Source organism: Croceibacterium segetis, from assembly GCF_011320115.1.
In the GTDB taxonomy this organism is placed as follows: Bacteria; Pseudomonadota; Alphaproteobacteria; order Sphingomonadales; family Sphingomonadaceae; genus Croceibacterium_B; species Croceibacterium_B segetis.
Window position 1 is genome coordinate 180,854 of sequence record NZ_JAANOZ010000006.1, and the last position, 18,751, is coordinate 199,604.

The following is an 18,751-nucleotide window of genomic DNA, read 5'->3' on the forward strand; positions in this document are numbered from 1 at the left end:
CGCTCCCGGCGGGAAGCGCGGCTCGATCAATCGCGGCGGACCCGGGCCCGGGCCCAGACCTGCTTCTTGGCGAGGAAGGCCAGCACCGTCGCGAACAGCAGGAAGCCGAGCACCGGCCAGCCGGTCTGGTGGCGCTTGCCGAGCGAAGGTTCGGCCGTCCACACGAGGAAGGCCGCGACGTCGGTGGCCATCTGGTCGACTGTCGCCGGGGTGCCGTCCTTGAAGGTCACCTGACCGTCGCTGGTCAGCGGCGGCGGCATCGCCAGGTTGAGATTGGCGAAATACGGATTGAAATAGAGGCCCGGCGGCGTCTGGAAGTCCGGGAACTCCTGCTTCAGCGACTTGCCGTCCTCGTTCTTGTAGGTCGCCGGGTCGGTGAAACCGGTCAGCAGCGAATGAATATAAGCCGGCCCCTCGTGGCGGGCCTTGGCCATCAGCGACAGGTCCGGCGGGATCGCGTTGTGGTTGGCGGCGCGCGCAGCGATGTCGTTGGCGAAAGGCTTGGGGAAGTAGTCGGTCGGCGTGCCCGGCCGGGTCGTCTCCTCACCGGTGTTCGGATCGATCCCAGGAACGGTCCACGAGGCCGCTTCGGCCTTCACTTCGGCTTCGCTGTAGCCGAGCTCGGCCAGGTCGCGGAAGGCGACGTGGTTGAGCGAATGGCACGCCTTGCAGACTTCCTTGTAGACTTGGTAGCCGCGCTGGAGCTGGCGGTTGTCGAACTTGCCAAAGGGACCGTCGCTGGAAAGATGCAGCGCGGCGGGGTGCCGGTGGAACTCGGTCTCCGCCGTTTTCTCCTTGAGGTACCCTTGCGACGCGACGGTGTAGGCGCCGGTCGCAAACGCCCACAGGACGCCGACGGCGAAGAACAGTCCGACAAAGAACCCGATGATACGGACCATGATACGTGTCTTTCCCCTAAATCCGTTCGCTTACGTCGCCGGCGTGGTATTTTCGCCGAGCACCGCCTTCTTGTCCGAGCCGAGCACCGCCTCGGTGATCGAGAACGGCAGCGGCTCGGGCCGCTCGAATGCCGAAACGAGCGGGATGATCACCAGGAAGTGCAGGAAGTAATAGGCGGTGGCGATCTGGCTGATCATCACGAAGGGCTCTTCAGCCGGCGAGCCGCCGCAGTAGCCGAGCACCAGCAGGTCGATCACGAGCACCCAGAAGAACTTGCGGAACGTCGGCCGGTAATGCCCCGAGCGGACCGGCGAACGGTCGAGCCAGGGCAGGAAGAACCACACCAGGATCGAGCTGAACATCGCCATCACGCCCATCAGCTTGGCCGGGACGAAGAAGAAGTCGGCGGTGAACGCGCGCAGGATGGCGTAGTATGGCCAGAAATACCATTCGGGTACGATGTGGGCCGGCGTCGCCATCGGGTTGGCCGGGATGTAGTTGTCGGGGTGGCCGAGCGCGTTGGGCATGAAGAACAGGAAGGCGCAGTAGAGGATCAGGAACACACCCAGCCCGAAGCCGTCCTTCGCCGTGTAGTAGGGGTGGAACGGCACGGTATCGCTCTCGCTCTTCACCTCGACCCCGGTCGGGTTCGACGAGCCGGGAATGTGAAGCGCCCAGATGTGCAGGATGATCACGCCGGCGATCACGAACGGCAGCAGGAAGTGCAAGCTGAAGAAGCGGTTGAGCGCGGCATTGTCGGGCGCGAAGCCGCCGAGCAGCCAGATCTGCAGCGGTTCGCCGACGAACGGGATCGCGCCGAACAGCCCGGTGATCACCTTGGCGCCCCAGAAGCTCATCTGCCCCCACGGCAGCACGTAGCCCATGAAGGCGGTCGCCATCATCAGCAGGAAGATCGTCACGCCGAGCAGCCAGACCATCTCGCGCGGCGCCTTGTACGAACCGTAGAAGAAGCCGCGGAAGATGTGCAGGTAGACAACCACGAAGAAGGCCGAGGCGCCGTTGGCGTGGGCATAGCGCATCAGCCAACCCCAGTTGACGTCGCGCATGATGTGCTCGGTCGAATCGAAGGCGACCAAGGCGTTGGGCGCATAATGCATCGCCAGGATCACCCCGGTGACGATCTGCAGCACCAGGCAGAAGCCGGCGAGAACGCCGAAATTCCACGCGTAGTTGAGGTTGCGCGGCACCGGATAGCCGCCGCCGATCGCGTTGTAGACGAGGCGCGGAAGCGGCAGCTTTTCGTCCAGCCAGCGCATGAACGGCGCCTTGGGTTGATAGTGCTGGGCCCAGGGGAAGCTCATCTTTGTTTCTCTCGCCTCAGCCGACCACGATCTTGGTGTCGGTTTCGAATTTGTATTCCGGCACTTCGAGGTTCTTCGGCGCCGGGCCTTTGCGGATACGCGCCGCGGTGTCGTACTGCGAGCCGTGGCAGGGGCAGAAATAGCCGCCGAACTCGCCACGGTTCTCGCCTTCGCCGGCGCCGAGCGGGACGCAGCCGAGGTGGGTGCAAACGCCCATCGTGATCAGCCAGTTGAGCTTGCCGTCCTTGGTCCGCTCCTCGAGCGACTGCGGATCGCGCAGATCCGACAGCGGCACCGCGTTGGCGGCGGCGATTTCTTTCGCCGTCAGGTTGCGCACGAACAGCGGCTGCTTGCGGAACATCGCCTTGATCGCCTGGCCGGGCTTGATCGGCGTCAGATCGACCTCGGTCGTGCTTTCCGCGAGCACGTCCTTGGAAGGCGCCATCTGGCTGACCAGCGGGACGAGCGTGATGACAGCGCCGGCGCCGGCCGCGCTGACGGCTGCGATATTGATGAAATCCCTGCGGCGAACGCCGTCTTCGGTGGCCAGCGTCTCGGAATCCGCGGTGCCGGTGTCAGTCGCCATTTTCCTGCCTTGCCTGCGGCCCCGCGCGAGATGGTGGCGGAGCCGGAAATCCGATGCGTCACGCGGCCGGAAGATGCCCCCGGGCCGGCGACTTGGCGCGGCTGATAGACGACGCTGTCGGCGATGCCAACAGGCATTTTGGCAGCTTTGTGACGGCTGAGGAAATCGCCTTAGAGCCGCAGCCCGATCAGCGAAATCTGCCGGCCGTAAGCCGGCTCGCCGCGATGGGTCGCGCGGCGGTAGGAAAAGAACCGCTCCGCGTCCGGATAGGTGTCGAGGCCGAGGCGATCGACAGCAGCGATCCCGGCGCGTTCGAGGCGGGCGTTGGCATAGCCTTCGAGGTCGAACTGCCAGTGGCCGGGCCGGCCGGGAGCGAAGAACGACTCGTCCGCTTGGGTAAAATGGCTCCGGAACGCATCGTCCACTTCGTAGCTGGCCTGGCCGATAGCCGGGCCGATCGCGGCGACGATACGCTCCCGGCGCGCGCCGAGGCCGGCCATCTCGCCGACGACCGCCTCCAGCACACCGGCATGCGCGCCGCGCCAGCCGGCATGCGCCGCGCCGACCACGCCCGCCTCGACGTCCGCCAGCAGCACCGGCGCGCAGTCGGCGGTGACCACGCCGAGCAGCACGCCCGGCCGGTCGGTCGCCAGCGCGTCGGCGCGTGGGCGGTCGGCCTGCGGCCACGGACGGACCACGGTGACCGCGTCCGCCGAATGGACCTGGTAGACCGTCGCCAGCGCCGTGCCGGGAAGCACCGCGGCAATGGCACGCCGGCGGTTTTCGGCGACCGCTTCCGCGTCGTCGCCCGCGCCATGGCCGACGTTGAGGCCGGCGACCACGCCCTCGGACGCCCCGCCGCGCCGGCCGAGGAAGCCATGCGGGATTCCGCCGAGGGCGGCCGACCGGATGACCTCGACCGGGTCAGCCAAGGCTGCGGGTCACCTGCTCGTAGGTGTCGCGCGACAGCTTGGGCGCTGCGGCGATGCGCTCGAGCTCGCCGCGCATCAATGCCGCGCGGCCCGGCTCGAGCCGGCGCCAGCGTCCGAGCGGCGTGACGAAGCGCGCCGCAGTCTGCGGGTTGAGCGGGTCGAGCGCGAGAATGAGGTCGGCGATGATCCTGTAACCCTCGCCGCTCGCCGCGTGGAAACCTTGCGCGGTGCCGGTGAACGGCATGTAGAGGGATCGCACGCGGTTGGGGTTCTTGAGCGTGAAGTCGGGATGTTCGGCCAGCGCCTTGACCTGTTCGAGCACGCTTGGGTGGAGCGAGCTCGCCTGTAGCGCGAACCACTTGTCGATCACCAGCGCGTTGCCCCGGAAGCGGTTGTAGAAGTCGAGCAGCTTGTGAGTGCGCTCGGGGGTTTGCAGGCCGGTGAGGACCATAAGCGCACCTTGGCGGTCGGTCATGTTGTCGGCCGCATCGTATTGCGCCGCCGCCATCTCCGCGGCTCGCCCGGGCACGCCGGCGGCGAGGTAGACCAGCGCCTGGGTCTTGACCTTGCGCGCGCCCTTGGCGGCCGCATCGCGCGTGGTCGGCACGGCGCTCGCCCCGGCGTGCAGCGAGGCGAATTCGCTTTCGAGCCTGGTGCCGAGCCAGGCCTTGAGACCCTCGCGCTCGGCCCGGATCGCCGCCGGATCGGCGACCAGCATCTGCTCGGCGAGATAAGTCTCGCCCGGCAGGATCAGCAGCTCCCCGCGCATCAGGTCGTCGAGTTGGCCGTCGCCGAGGACCGCCGCGAACGCGGCCCCGATCGCCTCGCGCCCCGCGTCGCGTGCCTTGTCGTCGAGCGAGCCGCTCAGCAGGGCGCACAAGTGCCGCACGACGAGGTCCTGCATCGCCTCGTAGCGGGCGAAGGGGTCATCGTCGTGAGCGGCGAGGAATACCAGGTCGTCGTTCGAGACCTCGCGCTCGATCGCCACGGGGGCCGAGAAGGTGCGGTTGATCGACAGCACCGGCGGTTCGGTGAACCCGGTGAAGCTGAAGCTTTGTTGAGCTTCGTTCAGGGTAACCAGTTGTTCACCATGATGTTTCCCGGTTTTCCTGTCGAACAGCGCCACCTTGAGCGGAATCGGCATCGGCTTCTTGTCGGGCTGGCCGGGCGTCGGCGGCACCGTCTGCGACAGTATCAGCGTGGCCGTATCGCCGCCATGTTCGAGCACGACCGAAACCTTCGGCGTGCCGGCCTGCGAGTACCACAGGCGGAATTGCTTGAGGTCGAGTCCCGCGCCTTCCTCGATCGCCTCGATGAAATCCTCGCAGGTCGCGGCCTCGCCGTCATGGCTTTCAAAGTAGTGGTCGGTGCCCTTCCGGAAGCGTTCCGGCCCGGCGAGCGTTCGCATCATGCGGATGACTTCGGCGCCCTTGTTGTAGACCGTGGCGGTGTAGAAGTTCGAGATCTCCTGGTAGCTGTCGGGCCGGATCGGATGAGCGAGCGGTCCCGAATCCTCGGGGAACTGGACCGAGCGCAGCACGCGCACGTCCTCGATCCGCTTGACCGGCTCCGAGCCCATGTCGGCGCTGAACAGCTGGTCGCGAAGCACGGTGAAGCCTTCCTTCAAGGAAAGCTGGAACCAGTCGCGGCAGGTCACCCGGTCGCCCGACCAGTTGTGGAAGTACTCGTGCCCGATCACGCCTTCGATGCCGTCGTAGTCGCCGTCGGTGGCCGTCTCGGTGTCGGCCAGCACGTACTTGGTGTTGAAGATGTTGAGGCCCTTGTTCTCCATCGCACCCATGTTGAAATCGCTGACGGCGACGATGTTGAAGGTGTCGAGATCGTACTCGCGGCCGAAGGTCTCCTCGTCCCACTTCATCGAGTGCTTGAGCGACTGCATCGCGTGGTCGGTTCGCTCGAGATCGCCGTCGCGAACCCAGATGCCGAGATCGACCTTGCGCCCGCTCATCGTGGTGAATGTGTGGCGGTTGGCGACGAGATCGCCGGCGACCAGCGCGAAGAGATACGAGGGCTTGGGCCACGGATCGTGCCACTCGGCCCAGTGGACGCCGTCGTCGGCTTCGCCAGTGGCCACTTCGTTGCCGTTCGACAGCAGCACCGGGAACTGGTCTTTCGGCCCTTCCATGCGGACCTTGTAAGTCGAGAGCACGTCGGGCCGGTCGGGAAAGAACACGATTCGGCGGAAGCCCTCGGCCTCGCACTGAGTGCAGAGCATGCCGTTCGAGGCGTAGAGGCCCATCAGCTTGCTGTTGGCCGATGGATCGATCTCGGTGGTAACCTCGAGCAGATGGCTGTCGCCGGGAAGCGGCACCATCAGGTCGTCGCCGTCCATCGACCATGAGTTGATCGGCTGACCATCGACGAGCACCTCGAGCGGGGTCAGCCCATCGCCGTTGAGGCGGATCATCGGGTTCGGCTCGGCCTTTGCGTTGCGATGGACGGTGAGCGTCGCTTTCACCCGTGTGTTCGCCAGCCCGAGCCGGAAGTCGAGGCTCACCTCGGGGACGAGCCAGGGGAACGGCCGGTAGTCCGCGCGGCGGATCAGCGGCGGCTCCTTCGGCTCGGGCGCGGCGTCGGCCATCTGCGGATTGCCGTCGGGCGTGGCGGGGGTGCGGGCGATATCCATAAGGCGTTCGGGTCTTCCTGCTTGACGTTATCCGGCTAGAACGCGGGCGTGGCACATCTGTTCATATTCGGCCTCGGCTATTCTGCGAAGCGGATCAAGCGTTCGTTGGAACGCATGGGCTGGTCGGTCGAAGCGAGCGGCAGCGAGGCCGATATCGACTTCGCGGACGACGCGGCGGTGCGCGCCGCGCTCGGCCGGGCGAGCCACGTGCTGACGTCGGTGCCGCCGAGCGATCATGCCGATCCGGTGCTCGCAAGCTATGGCGACGCGCTGGCGCACGAATGGCTCGGCTACCTCTCCTCGACCGGCGTCTACGGCGACACCGGCGGCGCCTGGGTGGACGAAAGCGCCGCGACCGGCAGCGGCCGCCGCTCGGCGCGCGCCGAATGCGACGCCGCGTGGCTCGCTCGCGGCGCGCGCGTGTTCCGCCTGCCGGGCATCTACGGCCCGGGGCGCAGCGCCATCGAGCGGGTCCGCGACGGCAAGGCGCACCGGATCGACTTGCCAGGGCAAGTCTTCAGCCGCATCCATGTCGACGACATCGCCGCAGGCGTGGTCGCCGCCCTCGACGCGCCCCCCGGCCCATACAATCTCGCCGACGACCTCCCGGTCAACCAGAACGCGGTGATCGAGGAGGCCTGCCGCTTGCTCGATGCGGCACTGCCGCCGATGCAATCGCTCGAAGAGTCCGGACTCTCGGCGCAGGCGCTGGCTTTCTATTCGGAGAACCGCCGCGTCGCCAACGGCAAGGCAAAACGGGTGCTGGGCTGGTCGCCGCGCTTCGCCGACTACCGCGCCGGGCTGCGCGACTGCCTCAGACGCTCTTTGCCCTGAGCGCGACCAGCAACCCGACAAGCGACAGCGCGCTGCCGGCGACCGCCAGCGTGGTCCACTGATAGCCTTCGAGCAAAGTCGAGATCAGCATTGCGACGATCACTACCAGCACGTTGTGGTAAGCCGCTCGGCCCGCGCCGATCTCGCGAATGAGACCGTAATAGAGCGGGAAGGTGACGACCGACCCGGCGAACGCCAGATAAGCGGTGCCGAACCAATAGGCCTCACCCGGCATCGGCGGCGGAGGCCCCGCCATGATCCATGCCAGGCCAATGTCGAACGCGGTACCGTACAGCATGCTCCACGCGATCAGCGCCAGCAGCGGGACCGAGCGGCCGGTCTTGTTGGCCTGGATGATGTTCGAGACCGACGCCGCAAGCATCGCCCCGATGGCCAGCCAGACGCCCGCGCCGACGTTGCCGCCGACCCGCGCCCCGCGCGCCTCGTTGACCAGCAACAGCGCGATTCCCGCCATCGCCACCGCGCTGCCTAGTGCGAAGCGGCGGGTGATCGGCTGCTCGAGCACAAGCCGCCCGAGCACGGCGTTGGGGACGATCATGATGCCGACCATAACCGCGACGATCCCCGAGGTAAGGTGCCGCTCGGCCTGGTAGACGAGGCTGTAGTTCCCGGCGAACTGGCACAATCCGACCGCCACCGCGAGCAGGTGCGCGCGCGCCGGCATCGCCAGCCGGCTGCGCGTGGCCATGGCCAGCCCGAACATCGCCGGCGTCGCGAGCATGAACCGGTAGGCGACCGACCATTGCGGCGGCACACCGTGGATCTGCCCGGTGATGACGAACCAGGTCGAGCCCCAGATCAGCGAGATCGTCAGGAACGGCAGCGCGACGCGCGGCCGCAGCAGCGCGTGCGGGGGGGCGGGAGCGCTCACAAGCCGGCGATGGCCTGCCCGAGCAGCTCGGCATGCTCGGCGCGAGTATCCCACGAGGCGACGAAGCGCGCCGCGTCGGGTCCCCAGTCGTAGAACCCGAAGCCTTGGCTGCGCAGCGCCGCGCGCTCCTCGACGGTGCAGGCGAGGAAGACCTCGTTGGCCTCGACCGGGTGCAGCAGGCGCTCGCCCGCGCCCGATGCGATCGCGTGCGCAGCGGCATTGGCGGCGGCGGCGTTGTGCAGCCAGGTGTCGCCGTCGAGCATGGCGAGGATCTGCGCGGCGAGGAAGCGGCCCTTGCTCTGCAGGTGCCCGGCGCGCTTGCGGCGGTAGCGAACCATGTCGGCCAGCGAGGGGTCGAAGAATACGATCGCCTCGGCGTTCATCGCCCCGTTCTTGACGAAGCCGAAGCTGAGCACGTCGACCGGCCCGGCCACTTCGGCGGCGGGGCGGCCGATGTTGACGACGGCGTTGGCGAAGCGCGCGCCGTCCATGTGCAGCTTGAGTCCGCGCGGCCCGGCGAGCATGTCGATTCTGGCCAGTTCGCCCGGTGCGTAGCAGCAGCCGTATTCGCTCGCCTGGGTAAGCGAGATGGCGAACGGCTGGACCTGGTGGACGTCGGGCCGGATCGCATCGAGCACCCGGGCGATCCCGGCCGGGTCGAGCTTGGCATGATCGCCGTCGGCCAGCAGCAGTTTCGCGCCGGCGAGATAGAACCCCGGCGCGCCGCATTCGTCCATCTCGATATGGGCTTCGCGGTGGCAGACCACGCCGCCGTGCGGCGGGACCAGCGCCGATAGCGCCAGGCAGTTCGCCGCCGTCCCGGTTGCGACCCACAGCACCGCGACTTCGCGCTGGAAAACTTCCGCAAAGCGGTCGTCAAGCTCGGCCGAAAGGCGATCGGTGTCATAGGGCGAATCGGCCGCGTCAGCCGCCTGCATCGCTGCCCACACCCTGGGGTGGACGCTGGCCGCATTGTCGGACAGGAACTGCATGCGGAACGCCATGGCCGGGCCGTCGGTTCGACGCAAGAAGGAGACTTTTGCCGATGCCCGAGATTTTTCGCGAGGACCATACCAGCCACGGAGCCTATCGCGCCGACGTCGAAGGCGCGAGCCGCCAGGCCGAACTGACCTGGGTCGCCCGTGGCGACGCGCGGATTGCCAACCATACTTACGTCCCGCACGAAGCGCGCGGCAAAGGCATCGCCGCCGCGCTCGTCGACGCCCTGATCGCCGATGCCCGCGCGCAGGGTTTCAAGATCGTCCCGCAATGCAGCTATGTCGAAGCCGCGTTCCGCCGCCATCCGGAATGGGCGGACGTTCTCGCCGATACGCCAAGTTGAGAAGGGGCCCGCGGCCTCAAGTAGCGCAGCGATAGGCCAACAAGATGGTGCTGCTGGAGAGGATTGAACTCTCGACCTCACCCTTACCAAGGGTGCGCTCTACCACTGAGCTACAGCAGCTTACCGGGAACGGCGGCGCCTTAGCCCCCGCCGCCTGCTTGTCAAGCACGGGCGGCTGCGGCAGGCAAGCGGCATGAGCCGGACCGGCGACAAGCCAACGCGGGAGGAACGCCTCGCCGCCAAGCTGCGCGAGAACCTGCGCCGGCGCAAGGCGCAAGCGCGGGCATTGGAGACGAACGAACGGCCCACTCTTCCCAAAAAGGACCCGACTGGCTAGGGCGTGGCGCTCCCCACTCGCAGGAGCGCTTTCCTTGCCCACGTTGATCCTCGTCCGCCACGGCCAGAGCCAGTGGAACCTGGAAAACCGCTTCACCGGCTGGTGGGACGTCGACCTGACCGAGAAGGGCATCGTCGAAGCGATCGCCGCCGGCGTGCTGCTGGCGCAGAAGGCCTTGCTGCCCGAGGTCGCCTTCACCTCTGTCCAGCTGCGCGCCATCAAGACGCTCCATCTCGCGCTCGAAGCTTGCGGGCGGCTGTGGATACCGGAGACCAAGGACTGGCGCCTCAACGAGCGGCATTACGGCGGCCTGACCGGCCTCAACAAGGCCGAAACCGCCGAAAAGCATGGCGAGGAACAGGTCCACCTCTGGCGCCGCAGTTTCGACGTGCCGCCACCCGATCTCGATCCCGGCAGCCAATTCGATCTCGGCAAGGACCCGCGCTACGCCGGCATTGCGATCCCGCGCACCGAAAGCCTCAAGCTGACGATCGAGCGCGTGCTGCCGTACTGGGAAAGCGATATTCGCCCGGTGCTGGCGAGCGGCAAGACCGTGCTGATTTCGGCGCACGGCAATTCGCTGCGTGCGCTGGTCAAGCACCTTTCGGGAATCTCCGACGCGGAGATCGCCGAGCTGGAGATTCCCACCGGCGAGCCGATCGTCTACGACTTCGACAACGCCATGACCCCGGGCGAGCGCCATTACCTGAGGGACCGCTAGGATGTCCGCATCAGTCGCCCCAAAAGTCGCCATCGTGATGGGCAGCCAGTCCGACTGGCAGACCATGCAGCGCACCGCCGAGGTGCTCGACCAGCTCGGCGTGGCCTACGAGGCGCGGATCGTCTCGGCCCACCGCACGCCGGAACGGATGTACGCCTTCGGCCGCGGCGCGGCCGGCGAGGGCTTCAAGGTGATTGTCGCCGGCGCCGGCGGGGCGGCGCACTTGCCGGGCATGCTCTCGTCGCTGACGCACTTGCCGGTGCTCGGCGTGCCGGTCGAATCGAAGGCGCTCAAGGGCATGGATAGCCTGCTGTCGATCGTGCAGATGCCGGCCGGCGTCCCGACCGGAACCCTGGCGATCGGCGAGGCCGGGGCGACCAACGCCGGCATTCTTGCCGCCTCGATCCTCGCGCTGTCGGACGAGGCGCTCTCGAAGCGCCTGCAAGCCTGGCGCGCCGAGCGCACCGCGGCCGTGGGCGAGACCCCGACCGGCGAATGATCCTTCCGGGCGCGACGATCGGAATTCTCGGCGGCGGCCAGCTCGGGCGCATGCTGGCGATCGCCGCGGCGCAGCTCGGCTATCGCTGCCACGCCTACGACCCGAACCCCGGCAGCGGTGCAGCCGAGGTTTGCGCTGAATTTACCTGCGCGCCGTGGATCGACCGCAACGCGCTCGGCCTGTTCGCCGCCGCGTGCGACGTCGTGACGTTCGAGTTCGAGAACGTCCTCGCCGGCCCTCTCGCGGCCATCCCGCCCGGCAAGCTGTGGCCGCCGGTCAAGGCGCTCGAGGTCGCGCAGGACCGCCTCCATGAAAAGGCCTTTGCCGAGAGCTGCGGCGGGCGCCCGGCCCCTTACGCGGCGGTGGATTCGGCCGAAGACCTCGCCGCGGCCATCGAGCGGATCGGCACGCCGGGCATCCTCAAGACCCGCCGCGAGGGCTACGACGGCAAGGGCCAGTGGCGCATCGACAGCCCTCGCGACGCCGAGGGGCTGCGGTTGCCGGGCCCCAACCTGATCTACGAAGGCTTCATCCATTTCGCGGCCGAGTTCTCGGTCATCCTGGTGCGCGGCGCGGACGGCGAGGTGCGCTTCTGGGACAGCCCGCACAACGTCCATCGCAGCGGGATCCTGACAACCTCGGCCCTGCCCGCGCCGCCCGCCGTGGTCGAGCAGGTTCCCGCCGCGCGTGCGCTGGCCGGGAGGATTGCCGAGGCGCTCGACTATGTCGGGGTGATGACCTGCGAATTCTTCGCCACGGACGCCGGCCCGGTGTTCAACGAAATGGCCCCGCGGGTGCACAACTCGGGCCACTGGACGATCGAGGGCGCCGAGACGAGCCAGTTCGAGAACCACGTCCGGGCGATCTGCGGGCTGCCGCTCGGCGACTCGCGCACCGTCGCCCCGCGCGTGGCGATGGAGAACCTGATCGGCCGCGACGTCGAGCGCGCGAGCGCCATCCTCGCCGAGCCCGGCGCCCATCTCCACCTCTACGGCAAGGCCGAAGCGCGCGAGGGGCGCAAGATGGGGCATGTCACGAGGATCGGGCGGTGAGCAAACCCCGCGAGGTGGTCTTCGTGGTCGCCCGCGCCGACGACGGCACGATCGCCAAGCATGGCGAGGTGCCCTGGCGGATCAGGGAAGACCTGCAGCGCTTCGTCGCCCACACCAGAGGCATGCCGATGATCATGGGCCGCAAGACCTTCGAGAGCCTGCCCGGCCTGCTCCCCGCCCGCCGCCACATCGTGCTCACCCGCGACCGCGCGTGGTCGGCCGAGGGCGCCGAAGTCGTGCATTCGGTCGACGATGCGCTGGCGCTCGCCGGTGACGGAGACGTCACGGTGATCGGCGGGGTCGAGGTGTTCGACCTGTTCATGCCTTACGCCACCCGCATCGAGCTGACCGAAGTCCACGAGCACACCGGCGGCGAAACGATCATGACCTACCCCGGCAGCGACTGGGTCGAGACCGCCCGCGAGGAGCGCCCCGCGGGCCGCTGGCCGGCGCACAGCTTCGTCACGCTGCGCCGCCAGTAGCCGGCCCATTCACCGACGGTTCACTCACGACTACAGATGTAGTCTGCACCGGTTGTTGGGGGGAAGGGTTTCATGTCGATAGTCGGAGCGATACTCGCAATCGCCGCCGCGCAGGCTGCCGAGCCGCAGGTCGTGCAGGTCAGCCGGGCGGCGACACCTGATGTGGCCTTCGAAGGCACCTGCGCCGTCGCGCCGCTCGAACTTTCGGCCGGGCAGCCGGTGGTCGCGGTCACGGTCGATGGGCACGGTCCCTATCGCTTCGTGATCGACACCGGCGCGCAGGGCGCGGGACGCATTTCGACGGCAGTTGCAGAACAGCTCGGTCTCGAAGCCGTGGGCGAAGTTCGCGCGGCGGCGCCCGGCGGCACGTTTTCGACGCGCAAGATCTATCGCGCGGGCAAGCTTGGCGTCGGCGCCATCGTCTTCTCCGACGCGGATCTTGCCGAAATGCCGGTCCTTCCCGGCCGCACCGACTGGGACGGCGTGCTCGGGATCGACCTGTTCCACCAGCTCACGCTGACGCTCGATTACGGCAAGGCCGCGCTCAAGCTCTCGCGCGAACCCGTGACCGGCGGCGTTGCCGCGAGCTTCGATCACGCGATACCGGCGATCCCGCTCAAAGAGGGCGACAAGGAAATCGCCGTCGATCTCGACACCGGCAACGGCGCCGCGCCGCTGTTCGTCAGCGAGGCAATCGCGAAAGCAGTGCCCCAATCGGGCCCGGCGACCGAGCGGGGCAAGGCACGCACCAGCTTCGGCGAATTCTCCATCATGGAAGCTCCGATTTCGCTGCCGGTGACGGTCGGCGGCGTTGCCTTGCCGATCGTCAAGCTCGCCTGGCCCTCGGCGCGCGGCGAGGGGAACCTCGGCTCGCGCGGCCTGGCGGGCATGCAGCTCACGGTCGATCACGCAGGCGGCCGGGTGGCAATCCGCCCGTCGGCCGACGCGCCGAGCTGCGGGTAGCTTGCTCCCATCGGGCGCGCTTCCTATAGCCGCGGCTCGATGATCCGGCTCGACCACCGCCAGCCCGTCCCCGAGAGCTTGCGCGGCCCGATCGTCGCGCTGGGCAACTTCGACGGATTCCACCTCGGCCACCAGGCCGTGGTGCGCGAGGCGGTCGAATGGGCGTGGGAGGCCGGCCGCCCGGCGATCGTCGCCACCTTCGACCCGCACCCGGTGCGCCATTTTGCCCCGCACGTGCCGCCGTTCAGGCTGACGACGCTCGAGCAGCGCGAGGAGCTGTTCGCCGCCGCCGGGGCCGATGCCATGCTGGTGTTCCATTTCGACGACGACCTGGCGGGCACGACGGCCGAAGACTTCGTCACCCGGCTGCTCGGCGAGGGCATCGGCGCAAGAGGCGTGGTCACCGGAGAGGACTTCACCTTCGGCAAGGGCCGCGGCGGCAACCTCGCGGTGCTGCGCGAGACCGGCGCACGGGTCGGCATCGAGGCGCGCGCGGTGGGCCCGGTGATGGACATGGGTCGCCCGGTCTCCTCGAGCCGCATCCGCGACGCGCTCAAGGCCGGCGATTGCGAAGAGGCCGCGCGCCTGTTGACCCGCCCCTTCGCCATTCGCGGCGAAGTGATCCACGGCGACAAGCGCGGCCGCGAGATCGGCTATCCGACCGCCAACATGGAGCTCGGCCCTTACGTGCGCCCGCGCTTCGGGATCTACGCGGTGACCGGGCGAGTGCTCGTCACTGGCGAAGAGCTCAACGGCGCCGCCAGCCTCGGCGTGCGGCCGATGTTCGACCCGCCGCAGGAACTGCTCGAGCCCTATTTCTTCGACTTCGCGGGCGAGATTTACGGGCAGGAGATCGAAGTCGCGCTCCGTCACTTCCTGCGGCCCGAGGCGAAATTCGATTCTCTCGAGGCCTTGCAGGTGCAGATGGCCGAAGATTGCCGGCGAGCACGCGCCCTGCTCGGCTGATCCGGGGCTTTCACGAGGGTGACACTTTACGGACCCTGTCACCCGGCCTGTAGGAGAAAACCCAAGCATTTCCGCGGGTTTCAGGGCAGGGCGACGGGTGACACATTGTATGGCGCGAACGGGTTGGGTGAGCAAGCAAAGCAAGACGGCGAAGGACTGGCGGAGCGACTCCATCAGTCGAACATAAGCAGAACATAGACGTGTAGGAAAGCGATTTCCGCTTGCGCCTCCGCGCCTGCTGCGCGAACAAATTGCGCCCCGGCGCTCCCGCCGCTAAGGCGCGCGCTCCATGTCCGAACCGCGCGACTACCGACCGACGGTCTTCCTGCCGAAGACCGACTTCCCGATGAAAGCCGGCCTCCCCGAGAAGGAGCCGGGCATCGCCGCGCGTTGGGAAGCCGAGGGGCTCTACCAGCAGGTCCGCGAGAGCCGAAAGGGGCGCGAGAAGTTCATCCTCCACGACGGCCCGCCTTACGCCAACGGCGACATGCACATCGGCCACGCGCTCAACCACGTGCTCAAGGACATGGTCGTGCGCACGCAGACGCTGCTCGGCAAGGACGCGCCCTACGTGCCCGGGTGGGACTGCCACGGACTGCCGATCGAGTGGAAGGTCGAGGAGCAGTATCGCAAGAAGAAGCTCGACAAGGACCAGGTTCCCGCCAAGGAATTTCGCGCCGAGTGCCGCGCCTATGCCCAGCACTGGGTCGACGTGCAGCGCGAGCAACTGAAGCGCCTCGGCATCGGCGGCGACTGGGACAATCCCTACCTGACGATGCAGTTCGACAGCGAGGCGACCATCGTCGCCGAGCTGCTCAAGTTCGCCGAGACCGGCCAGCTCTACCGCGGGGCCAAGCCGGTGATGTGGAGCCCGGTCGAAAAGACCGCGCTGGCCGAGGCCGAGGTCGAGTACGAGGACATCGTCTCGACCCAGATCGACGTAGCGTTCGAGATCGTCGAGAGCCCAATCCCCGAGCTGGTCGGCGCGCACGCGGTGATCTGGACCACCACGCCGTGGACGATTCCGGTGAACCAGGCTTTGGCTTACGGGCCGGAGGTTGAGTACGTTCTCGTGGACTGTTGGTTCGCGGTAAAGGAAGATGGCCAAGAGTTTAGCGGGCCGTCAGGCAAAGCGATGGGCTTTGCGGCTCGAGAGCTGCCTTGGTTCCGGGAAGGGCCAAGGTTCGTCGTCGCTGCCGGTTTGTTGTCGGCGCTCGAAGAGCGCGTGAACCGTTCGCTCGACGATATCGACTTCTCGCCATTCGATGTCGGTAAACCCAAGTTCGTGATGGACGTCGAGAAGACGTTCAAAGGCTCCGACCTCGCCGGCACCGTAGCGCGCCACCCGATGCACCACCTCGGCGGGTTCTTCGCCGAGCCGCGGCCGTTCCTGCCGGGCGAGTTCGTCACCACCGACAGCGGCACCGGCCTGGTCCACATGGCGCCCGACCACGGCGAGGACGATTTCGAGCTGTGCCGCCATTACGGCCTGCTGCCGCAGTTCGTCGTCGAGGCCGACGGGCGCTATCGCGACAACTGGCCGTGGCTGCCGCGCACCGACGAACGCTCGATGAGCGTGATCAACCCCAAGTTCAACGCGCCCGACGGGCCGGTCTGTTCGGACTTGCGCGCGGCTGGTGCTCTCCTCAGTGCGTCCACCGATTATCGACACAGTTATCCACATAGCTGGCGCAGCAAGGCCAAGGTGATCTTCCGCTGCACCCCGCAGTGGTTCGTGCCGATGGATCACCCGCTCAACCGCCAGATCTCGCTGTGCGACGTCGAGGAAGCTATCCGCTCCGAGCAAGGCGAGAACCGCACCTTGCGCGGCATCGCGCTGGCCGAAATCAATCGCGTCCAATTCTACCCTGAGAAGGGCCGTAACCGCATCGGCTCGATGGTCGAGGGACGGCCCGACTGGGTGCTCAGCCGCCAGCGCGCGTGGGGCGTGCCGATCACGCTGTTCGTCGACAAGAAGAGCGGCCAGTACCTGGTCGATCCGGCGGTCAACGCGCGGATCGTTGCCGCGGTGCGCGAGCACGGCGTCGACGCGTGGAGCGACGAGGCGGCGCAGGAGCTGCTCGGCAACGACTACAAGGCCGAGGACTACGAGCGCATCGTCGACATTCTCGACGTGTGGTTCGATTCGGGCTCGACCCACGCCTTCGTGCTCGAGAGCGGCCGCTGGCCGGACCTCTCGTGGCCGGCCGACCTCTACCTCGAGGGCTCGGACCAGCATCGCGGCTGGTTCCAGTCCAGCCTGCTCGAATCCTGCGCGACGCGTGGCCGCGCGCCGTACGACGCGGTGCTGACCCACGGCTTCACCATGGCCAGCGACGGCAAGAAGATGTCGAAGAGCCTCGGCAACACCGTCGACCCGAACAAGGTGATGGAGACCTACGGCGCCGACATCATCCGGCTGTGGGCGCTGTCGGTCGATTTCACCGAGGACCACCGGATCGGCGACGAGATCCTCAAGGGCGTCGCCGACCAGTACCGCAAGCTGAGGAACACCTTCCGTTACCTCCTCGGCGCGCTCGACGGCTTCGCGGACAGCGAGCGGGTCGGCGTCGAGGCGATGCCCGAGCTCGAACGCTACGTGCTCGCCCTGCTCGGCCAGCTCGACGCCACGCTGCGGGCCGCAGTCGCCGAGTTCGACTTCAACACTTACGTTCGCGCGCTGACCGACTTCTGCAACGAGGACCTGTCGGCGTTCTACTTCGATATCCGCAAGGACAGACTCTACTGCGACGCCCCTGGCGACCCGCGCCGCCGCGCCTACCGCACGGTACTCGACACGCTGTTCCACGCGCTGATCCGCTACGCCGCTCCGGTGCTGGTGTTCACCGCCGAAGAGGTTTGGGGTACGCGCTACCCCGACTCGCGCAGCGTGCACTTGCTCGAATGGCCGGAAGTCCCCCGGGCCGCAGCCGACACGGCACGATGGGCCGCGCTGCGCACGCTGCGCCAGCAGGTCACCGAGGCGATCGAACCGCTGCGGCGCGAAAAGCAGGTCCGCTCGAGCCTTGAAGCCAGGGTCGTGGTTCCGGCAGAGGAAGTCCCGGCCGGCGTCGACGACGATTTGCTCGCCGAACTGTTCATCAGCGCAACCGTTTCGCGTGCCAGCGGATCCGGTGTATCGGTGAGCCCGTCGGAAGACGCCAAATGCGGCCGCTGCTGGCGGCTGCTGCCCGAAGTGCCCGAGGACGGCGCGCTGTGCGCTCGCTGCAGCGACGTGGTGCAGGAAATGGATCAGCCCGCATGACCAAGACCGTTCGCAATCGCCTGCTGGGCTTTGTCCTCGCCGCAGTGATCTTCGCCGTCGACCAGGCCCTCAAATGGGTGGTCGATTACCCGCTCAACATGCGCATGGGCGACACGATCGACTGGTTGCCGTTCTTCGCCTTCACCCGCACGCACAACCACGGCGTCTCGCTCGGCATGTTCACCGCCAATTCGCCCGAGATGCGCTGGGGCCTGGTCGCCGTCACGGGCCTGATCGCGATTGGCGTGACCGTGTGGTTGCTGCGCGAACGCAAGCTCGGCGACATCCTGCCGCTGGGAATGGTCCTCGGCGGCGCGCTCGGCAACATTCGCGACCGCGTGCGCCTAGGCTACGTGCTCGATTACGCCGATTTGCACTTCGGCGCCATTCGCCCGTTCCTGATCTTCAACGTCGCCGACGCGTGCATCACCATCGGGGTGCTGATAATCCTTGCCCGCTCGCTGTTCATGCGCGAGAAACCCGCCGAGACGCAGAGCGACGCCGCCAAGGCGGACCAACCCGCGGAGACCCATTGATGCGCTTTCCCTACCGTTCCAGCCTGGTAATCGCCGGCGCCATGTCGCTCGCCGCCTGCGCCAGCCAAGGCCTCGGCAACCGCGACCGGCCCGACGAATTCGCCGTCCAGCGCCAGGCGCCGCTGGCCGTGCCGCCCGATTTCGCGCTGACCCCGCCGCAGCCCGGCGCCCCGCGCCCGGCCGAAGGCACCGCCGCGCAGCAGGCCCTCCAGGCGCTGTTCGGCGGCCCGGCCCCGCGCAGCGCGGTCGAAACCAGCGCGCTCAATCGCGCCGGCACCGCCGACCCGGGCATTCGCTCGGCGGTCGGCTCGCCGACGACCTTCACGGTCGACAAGGGCACCACGACGCAAGCCATCCTCGCCGCGCCCGAAGGCGACGGCCAGGCGGCGAGCGCGAGCATCCCCGGCTGATCTTTCGTTTTTCGCACGCCCATCCGGGCGCGCGATCCTCGGCGCTGCTTCCTTTGCTTCGCTGC

19 protein-coding genes and 1 tRNA gene are annotated in these 18,751 nt (G+C 67.6%); 12 read left to right on the forward strand and 8 right to left on the reverse strand.

What is annotated here, in order from left to right; genetic code table 11:
- Positions 1 to 26 precede the first annotated feature (26 nt).
- From G7B69_RS09225 to pepN, 5 genes are all read right to left on the reverse strand, one after another.
- Positions 27 to 899, reverse strand: coding sequence for a cytochrome c1 (locus G7B69_RS09225; protein ID WP_166178453.1), 873 nt, complete (start codon positions 897 to 899; stop codon positions 27 to 29).
- A 30-nt stretch (positions 900 to 929) separates the two neighbouring features.
- Entirely contained in the window at positions 930 to 2,222 is a 1,293-nt protein-coding gene (locus tag G7B69_RS09230) for a cytochrome b (protein ID WP_166178455.1), read from the reverse strand.
- Positions 2,223 to 2,238: 16 nt separating this feature from the next.
- Complete coding sequence (gene petA, locus G7B69_RS09235; protein WP_166178457.1) at positions 2,239 to 2,808, reverse strand: ubiquinol-cytochrome c reductase iron-sulfur subunit; 570 nt, start codon at positions 2,806 to 2,808, stop codon at positions 2,239 to 2,241.
- A gap of 170 nt (positions 2,809 to 2,978) precedes the next feature.
- Positions 2,979 to 3,740 carry a peptidoglycan editing factor PgeF gene (pgeF, locus tag G7B69_RS09240; RefSeq protein ID WP_166178459.1) on the reverse strand — a complete coding sequence of 254 codons (762 nt, stop codon included), beginning with the start codon at positions 3,738 to 3,740 and terminating at the stop codon, positions 2,979 to 2,981.
- Positions 3,733 to 6,387, reverse strand: a complete 2,655-nt coding sequence (gene pepN / locus G7B69_RS09245) for an aminopeptidase N (RefSeq protein ID WP_166178461.1) — start codon at positions 6,385 to 6,387, stop codon at positions 3,733 to 3,735. The genes pgeF and pepN overlap by 8 nt, the downstream gene beginning before the upstream one ends.
- Before the next feature lie 48 nt (positions 6,388 to 6,435).
- On the opposite strand from pepN, the gene G7B69_RS09250 reads away from it, so the two are divergent.
- Positions 6,436 to 7,221: a Rossmann-fold NAD(P)-binding domain-containing protein gene (locus G7B69_RS09250; RefSeq protein WP_166178463.1), complete on the forward strand. Its 786-nt coding sequence runs from the start codon at positions 6,436 to 6,438 to the stop codon at positions 7,219 to 7,221.
- Here the strand turns inward: G7B69_RS09250 and G7B69_RS09255 are convergent.
- Positions 7,202 to 8,113: a DMT family transporter gene (locus G7B69_RS09255; protein WP_243415100.1), complete on the reverse strand. Its 912-nt coding sequence runs from the start codon at positions 8,111 to 8,113 to the stop codon at positions 7,202 to 7,204. The genes G7B69_RS09250 and G7B69_RS09255 overlap by 20 nt on opposite strands.
- Positions 8,110 to 9,105, reverse strand: coding sequence for a threonine aldolase family protein (locus G7B69_RS09260; protein ID WP_166178583.1), 996 nt, complete (start codon positions 9,103 to 9,105; stop codon positions 8,110 to 8,112). The genes G7B69_RS09255 and G7B69_RS09260 overlap by 4 nt, the downstream gene beginning before the upstream one ends.
- Positions 9,106 to 9,158: 53 nt before the next feature.
- On the opposite strand from G7B69_RS09260, the gene G7B69_RS09265 reads away from it, so the two are divergent.
- Positions 9,159 to 9,455 (forward strand): GNAT family N-acetyltransferase, encoded by a 297-nt coding sequence (locus tag G7B69_RS09265; RefSeq protein WP_166178465.1) that lies wholly within the window; start codon positions 9,159 to 9,161, stop codon positions 9,453 to 9,455.
- A 45-nt stretch (positions 9,456 to 9,500) separates the two neighbouring features.
- Here the strand turns inward: G7B69_RS09265 and G7B69_RS09270 are convergent.
- A tRNA-Thr gene (locus G7B69_RS09270) sits at positions 9,501 to 9,575 on the reverse strand.
- A 73-nt stretch (positions 9,576 to 9,648) separates the two neighbouring features.
- Between G7B69_RS09270 and G7B69_RS09275 the strand changes: the two genes are divergently transcribed.
- The 10 genes from G7B69_RS09275 (at position 9,649) to G7B69_RS09320 (ending at position 18,686) form a co-directional block, all read left to right on the forward strand.
- Entirely contained in the window at positions 9,649 to 9,792 is a 144-nt protein-coding gene (locus tag G7B69_RS09275; RefSeq protein ID WP_166178467.1) for a hypothetical protein, read from the forward strand.
- Between the two features lie 34 nt (positions 9,793 to 9,826).
- The gene (gpmA, locus tag G7B69_RS09280; RefSeq protein ID WP_166178469.1) at positions 9,827 to 10,513 is read left to right on the forward strand and encodes a 2,3-diphosphoglycerate-dependent phosphoglycerate mutase; all 687 of its coding nucleotides are present in this window, start codon (positions 9,827 to 9,829) and stop codon (positions 10,511 to 10,513) included.
- Between the two features lies 1 nt (position 10,514).
- Positions 10,515 to 11,012 (forward strand): 5-(carboxyamino)imidazole ribonucleotide mutase, encoded by a 498-nt coding sequence (gene purE / locus G7B69_RS09285; protein ID WP_166178471.1) that lies wholly within the window; start codon positions 10,515 to 10,517, stop codon positions 11,010 to 11,012.
- Positions 11,009 to 12,064, forward strand: coding sequence for a 5-(carboxyamino)imidazole ribonucleotide synthase (locus G7B69_RS09290; RefSeq protein ID WP_166178473.1), 1,056 nt, complete (start codon positions 11,009 to 11,011; stop codon positions 12,062 to 12,064). The genes purE and G7B69_RS09290 overlap by 4 nt, the downstream gene beginning before the upstream one ends.
- Positions 12,061 to 12,546 carry a dihydrofolate reductase gene (locus tag G7B69_RS09295; RefSeq protein WP_166178475.1) on the forward strand — a complete coding sequence of 162 codons (486 nt, stop codon included), beginning with the start codon at positions 12,061 to 12,063 and terminating at the stop codon, positions 12,544 to 12,546. The genes G7B69_RS09290 and G7B69_RS09295 overlap by 4 nt, the downstream gene beginning before the upstream one ends.
- Positions 12,547 to 12,618: 72 nt before the next feature.
- Positions 12,619 to 13,509 (forward strand): retropepsin-like aspartic protease, encoded by an 891-nt coding sequence (locus G7B69_RS09300; protein WP_166178477.1) that lies wholly within the window; start codon positions 12,619 to 12,621, stop codon positions 13,507 to 13,509.
- Between the two features lie 39 nt (positions 13,510 to 13,548).
- Complete coding sequence (locus G7B69_RS09305) at positions 13,549 to 14,475, forward strand: bifunctional riboflavin kinase/FAD synthetase (RefSeq protein WP_166178479.1); 927 nt, start codon at positions 13,549 to 13,551, stop codon at positions 14,473 to 14,475.
- A 289-nt stretch (positions 14,476 to 14,764) separates the two neighbouring features.
- A complete protein-coding gene (locus tag G7B69_RS09310; RefSeq protein ID WP_166178481.1) occupies positions 14,765 to 17,740 on the forward strand; it encodes an isoleucine--tRNA ligase in 2,976 nt (991 codons plus the stop codon).
- Positions 17,737 to 18,276, forward strand: a complete 540-nt coding sequence (gene lspA / locus G7B69_RS09315; RefSeq protein WP_166178483.1) for a signal peptidase II — start codon at positions 17,737 to 17,739, stop codon at positions 18,274 to 18,276. Before G7B69_RS09310 ends, lspA begins: the two co-directional genes overlap by 4 nt.
- Positions 18,276 to 18,686, forward strand: a complete 411-nt coding sequence (locus tag G7B69_RS09320; protein ID WP_166178485.1) for a DUF3035 domain-containing protein — start codon at positions 18,276 to 18,278, stop codon at positions 18,684 to 18,686. Before lspA ends, G7B69_RS09320 begins: the two co-directional genes overlap by 1 nt.
- Positions 18,687 to 18,751 lie beyond the last annotated feature (65 nt).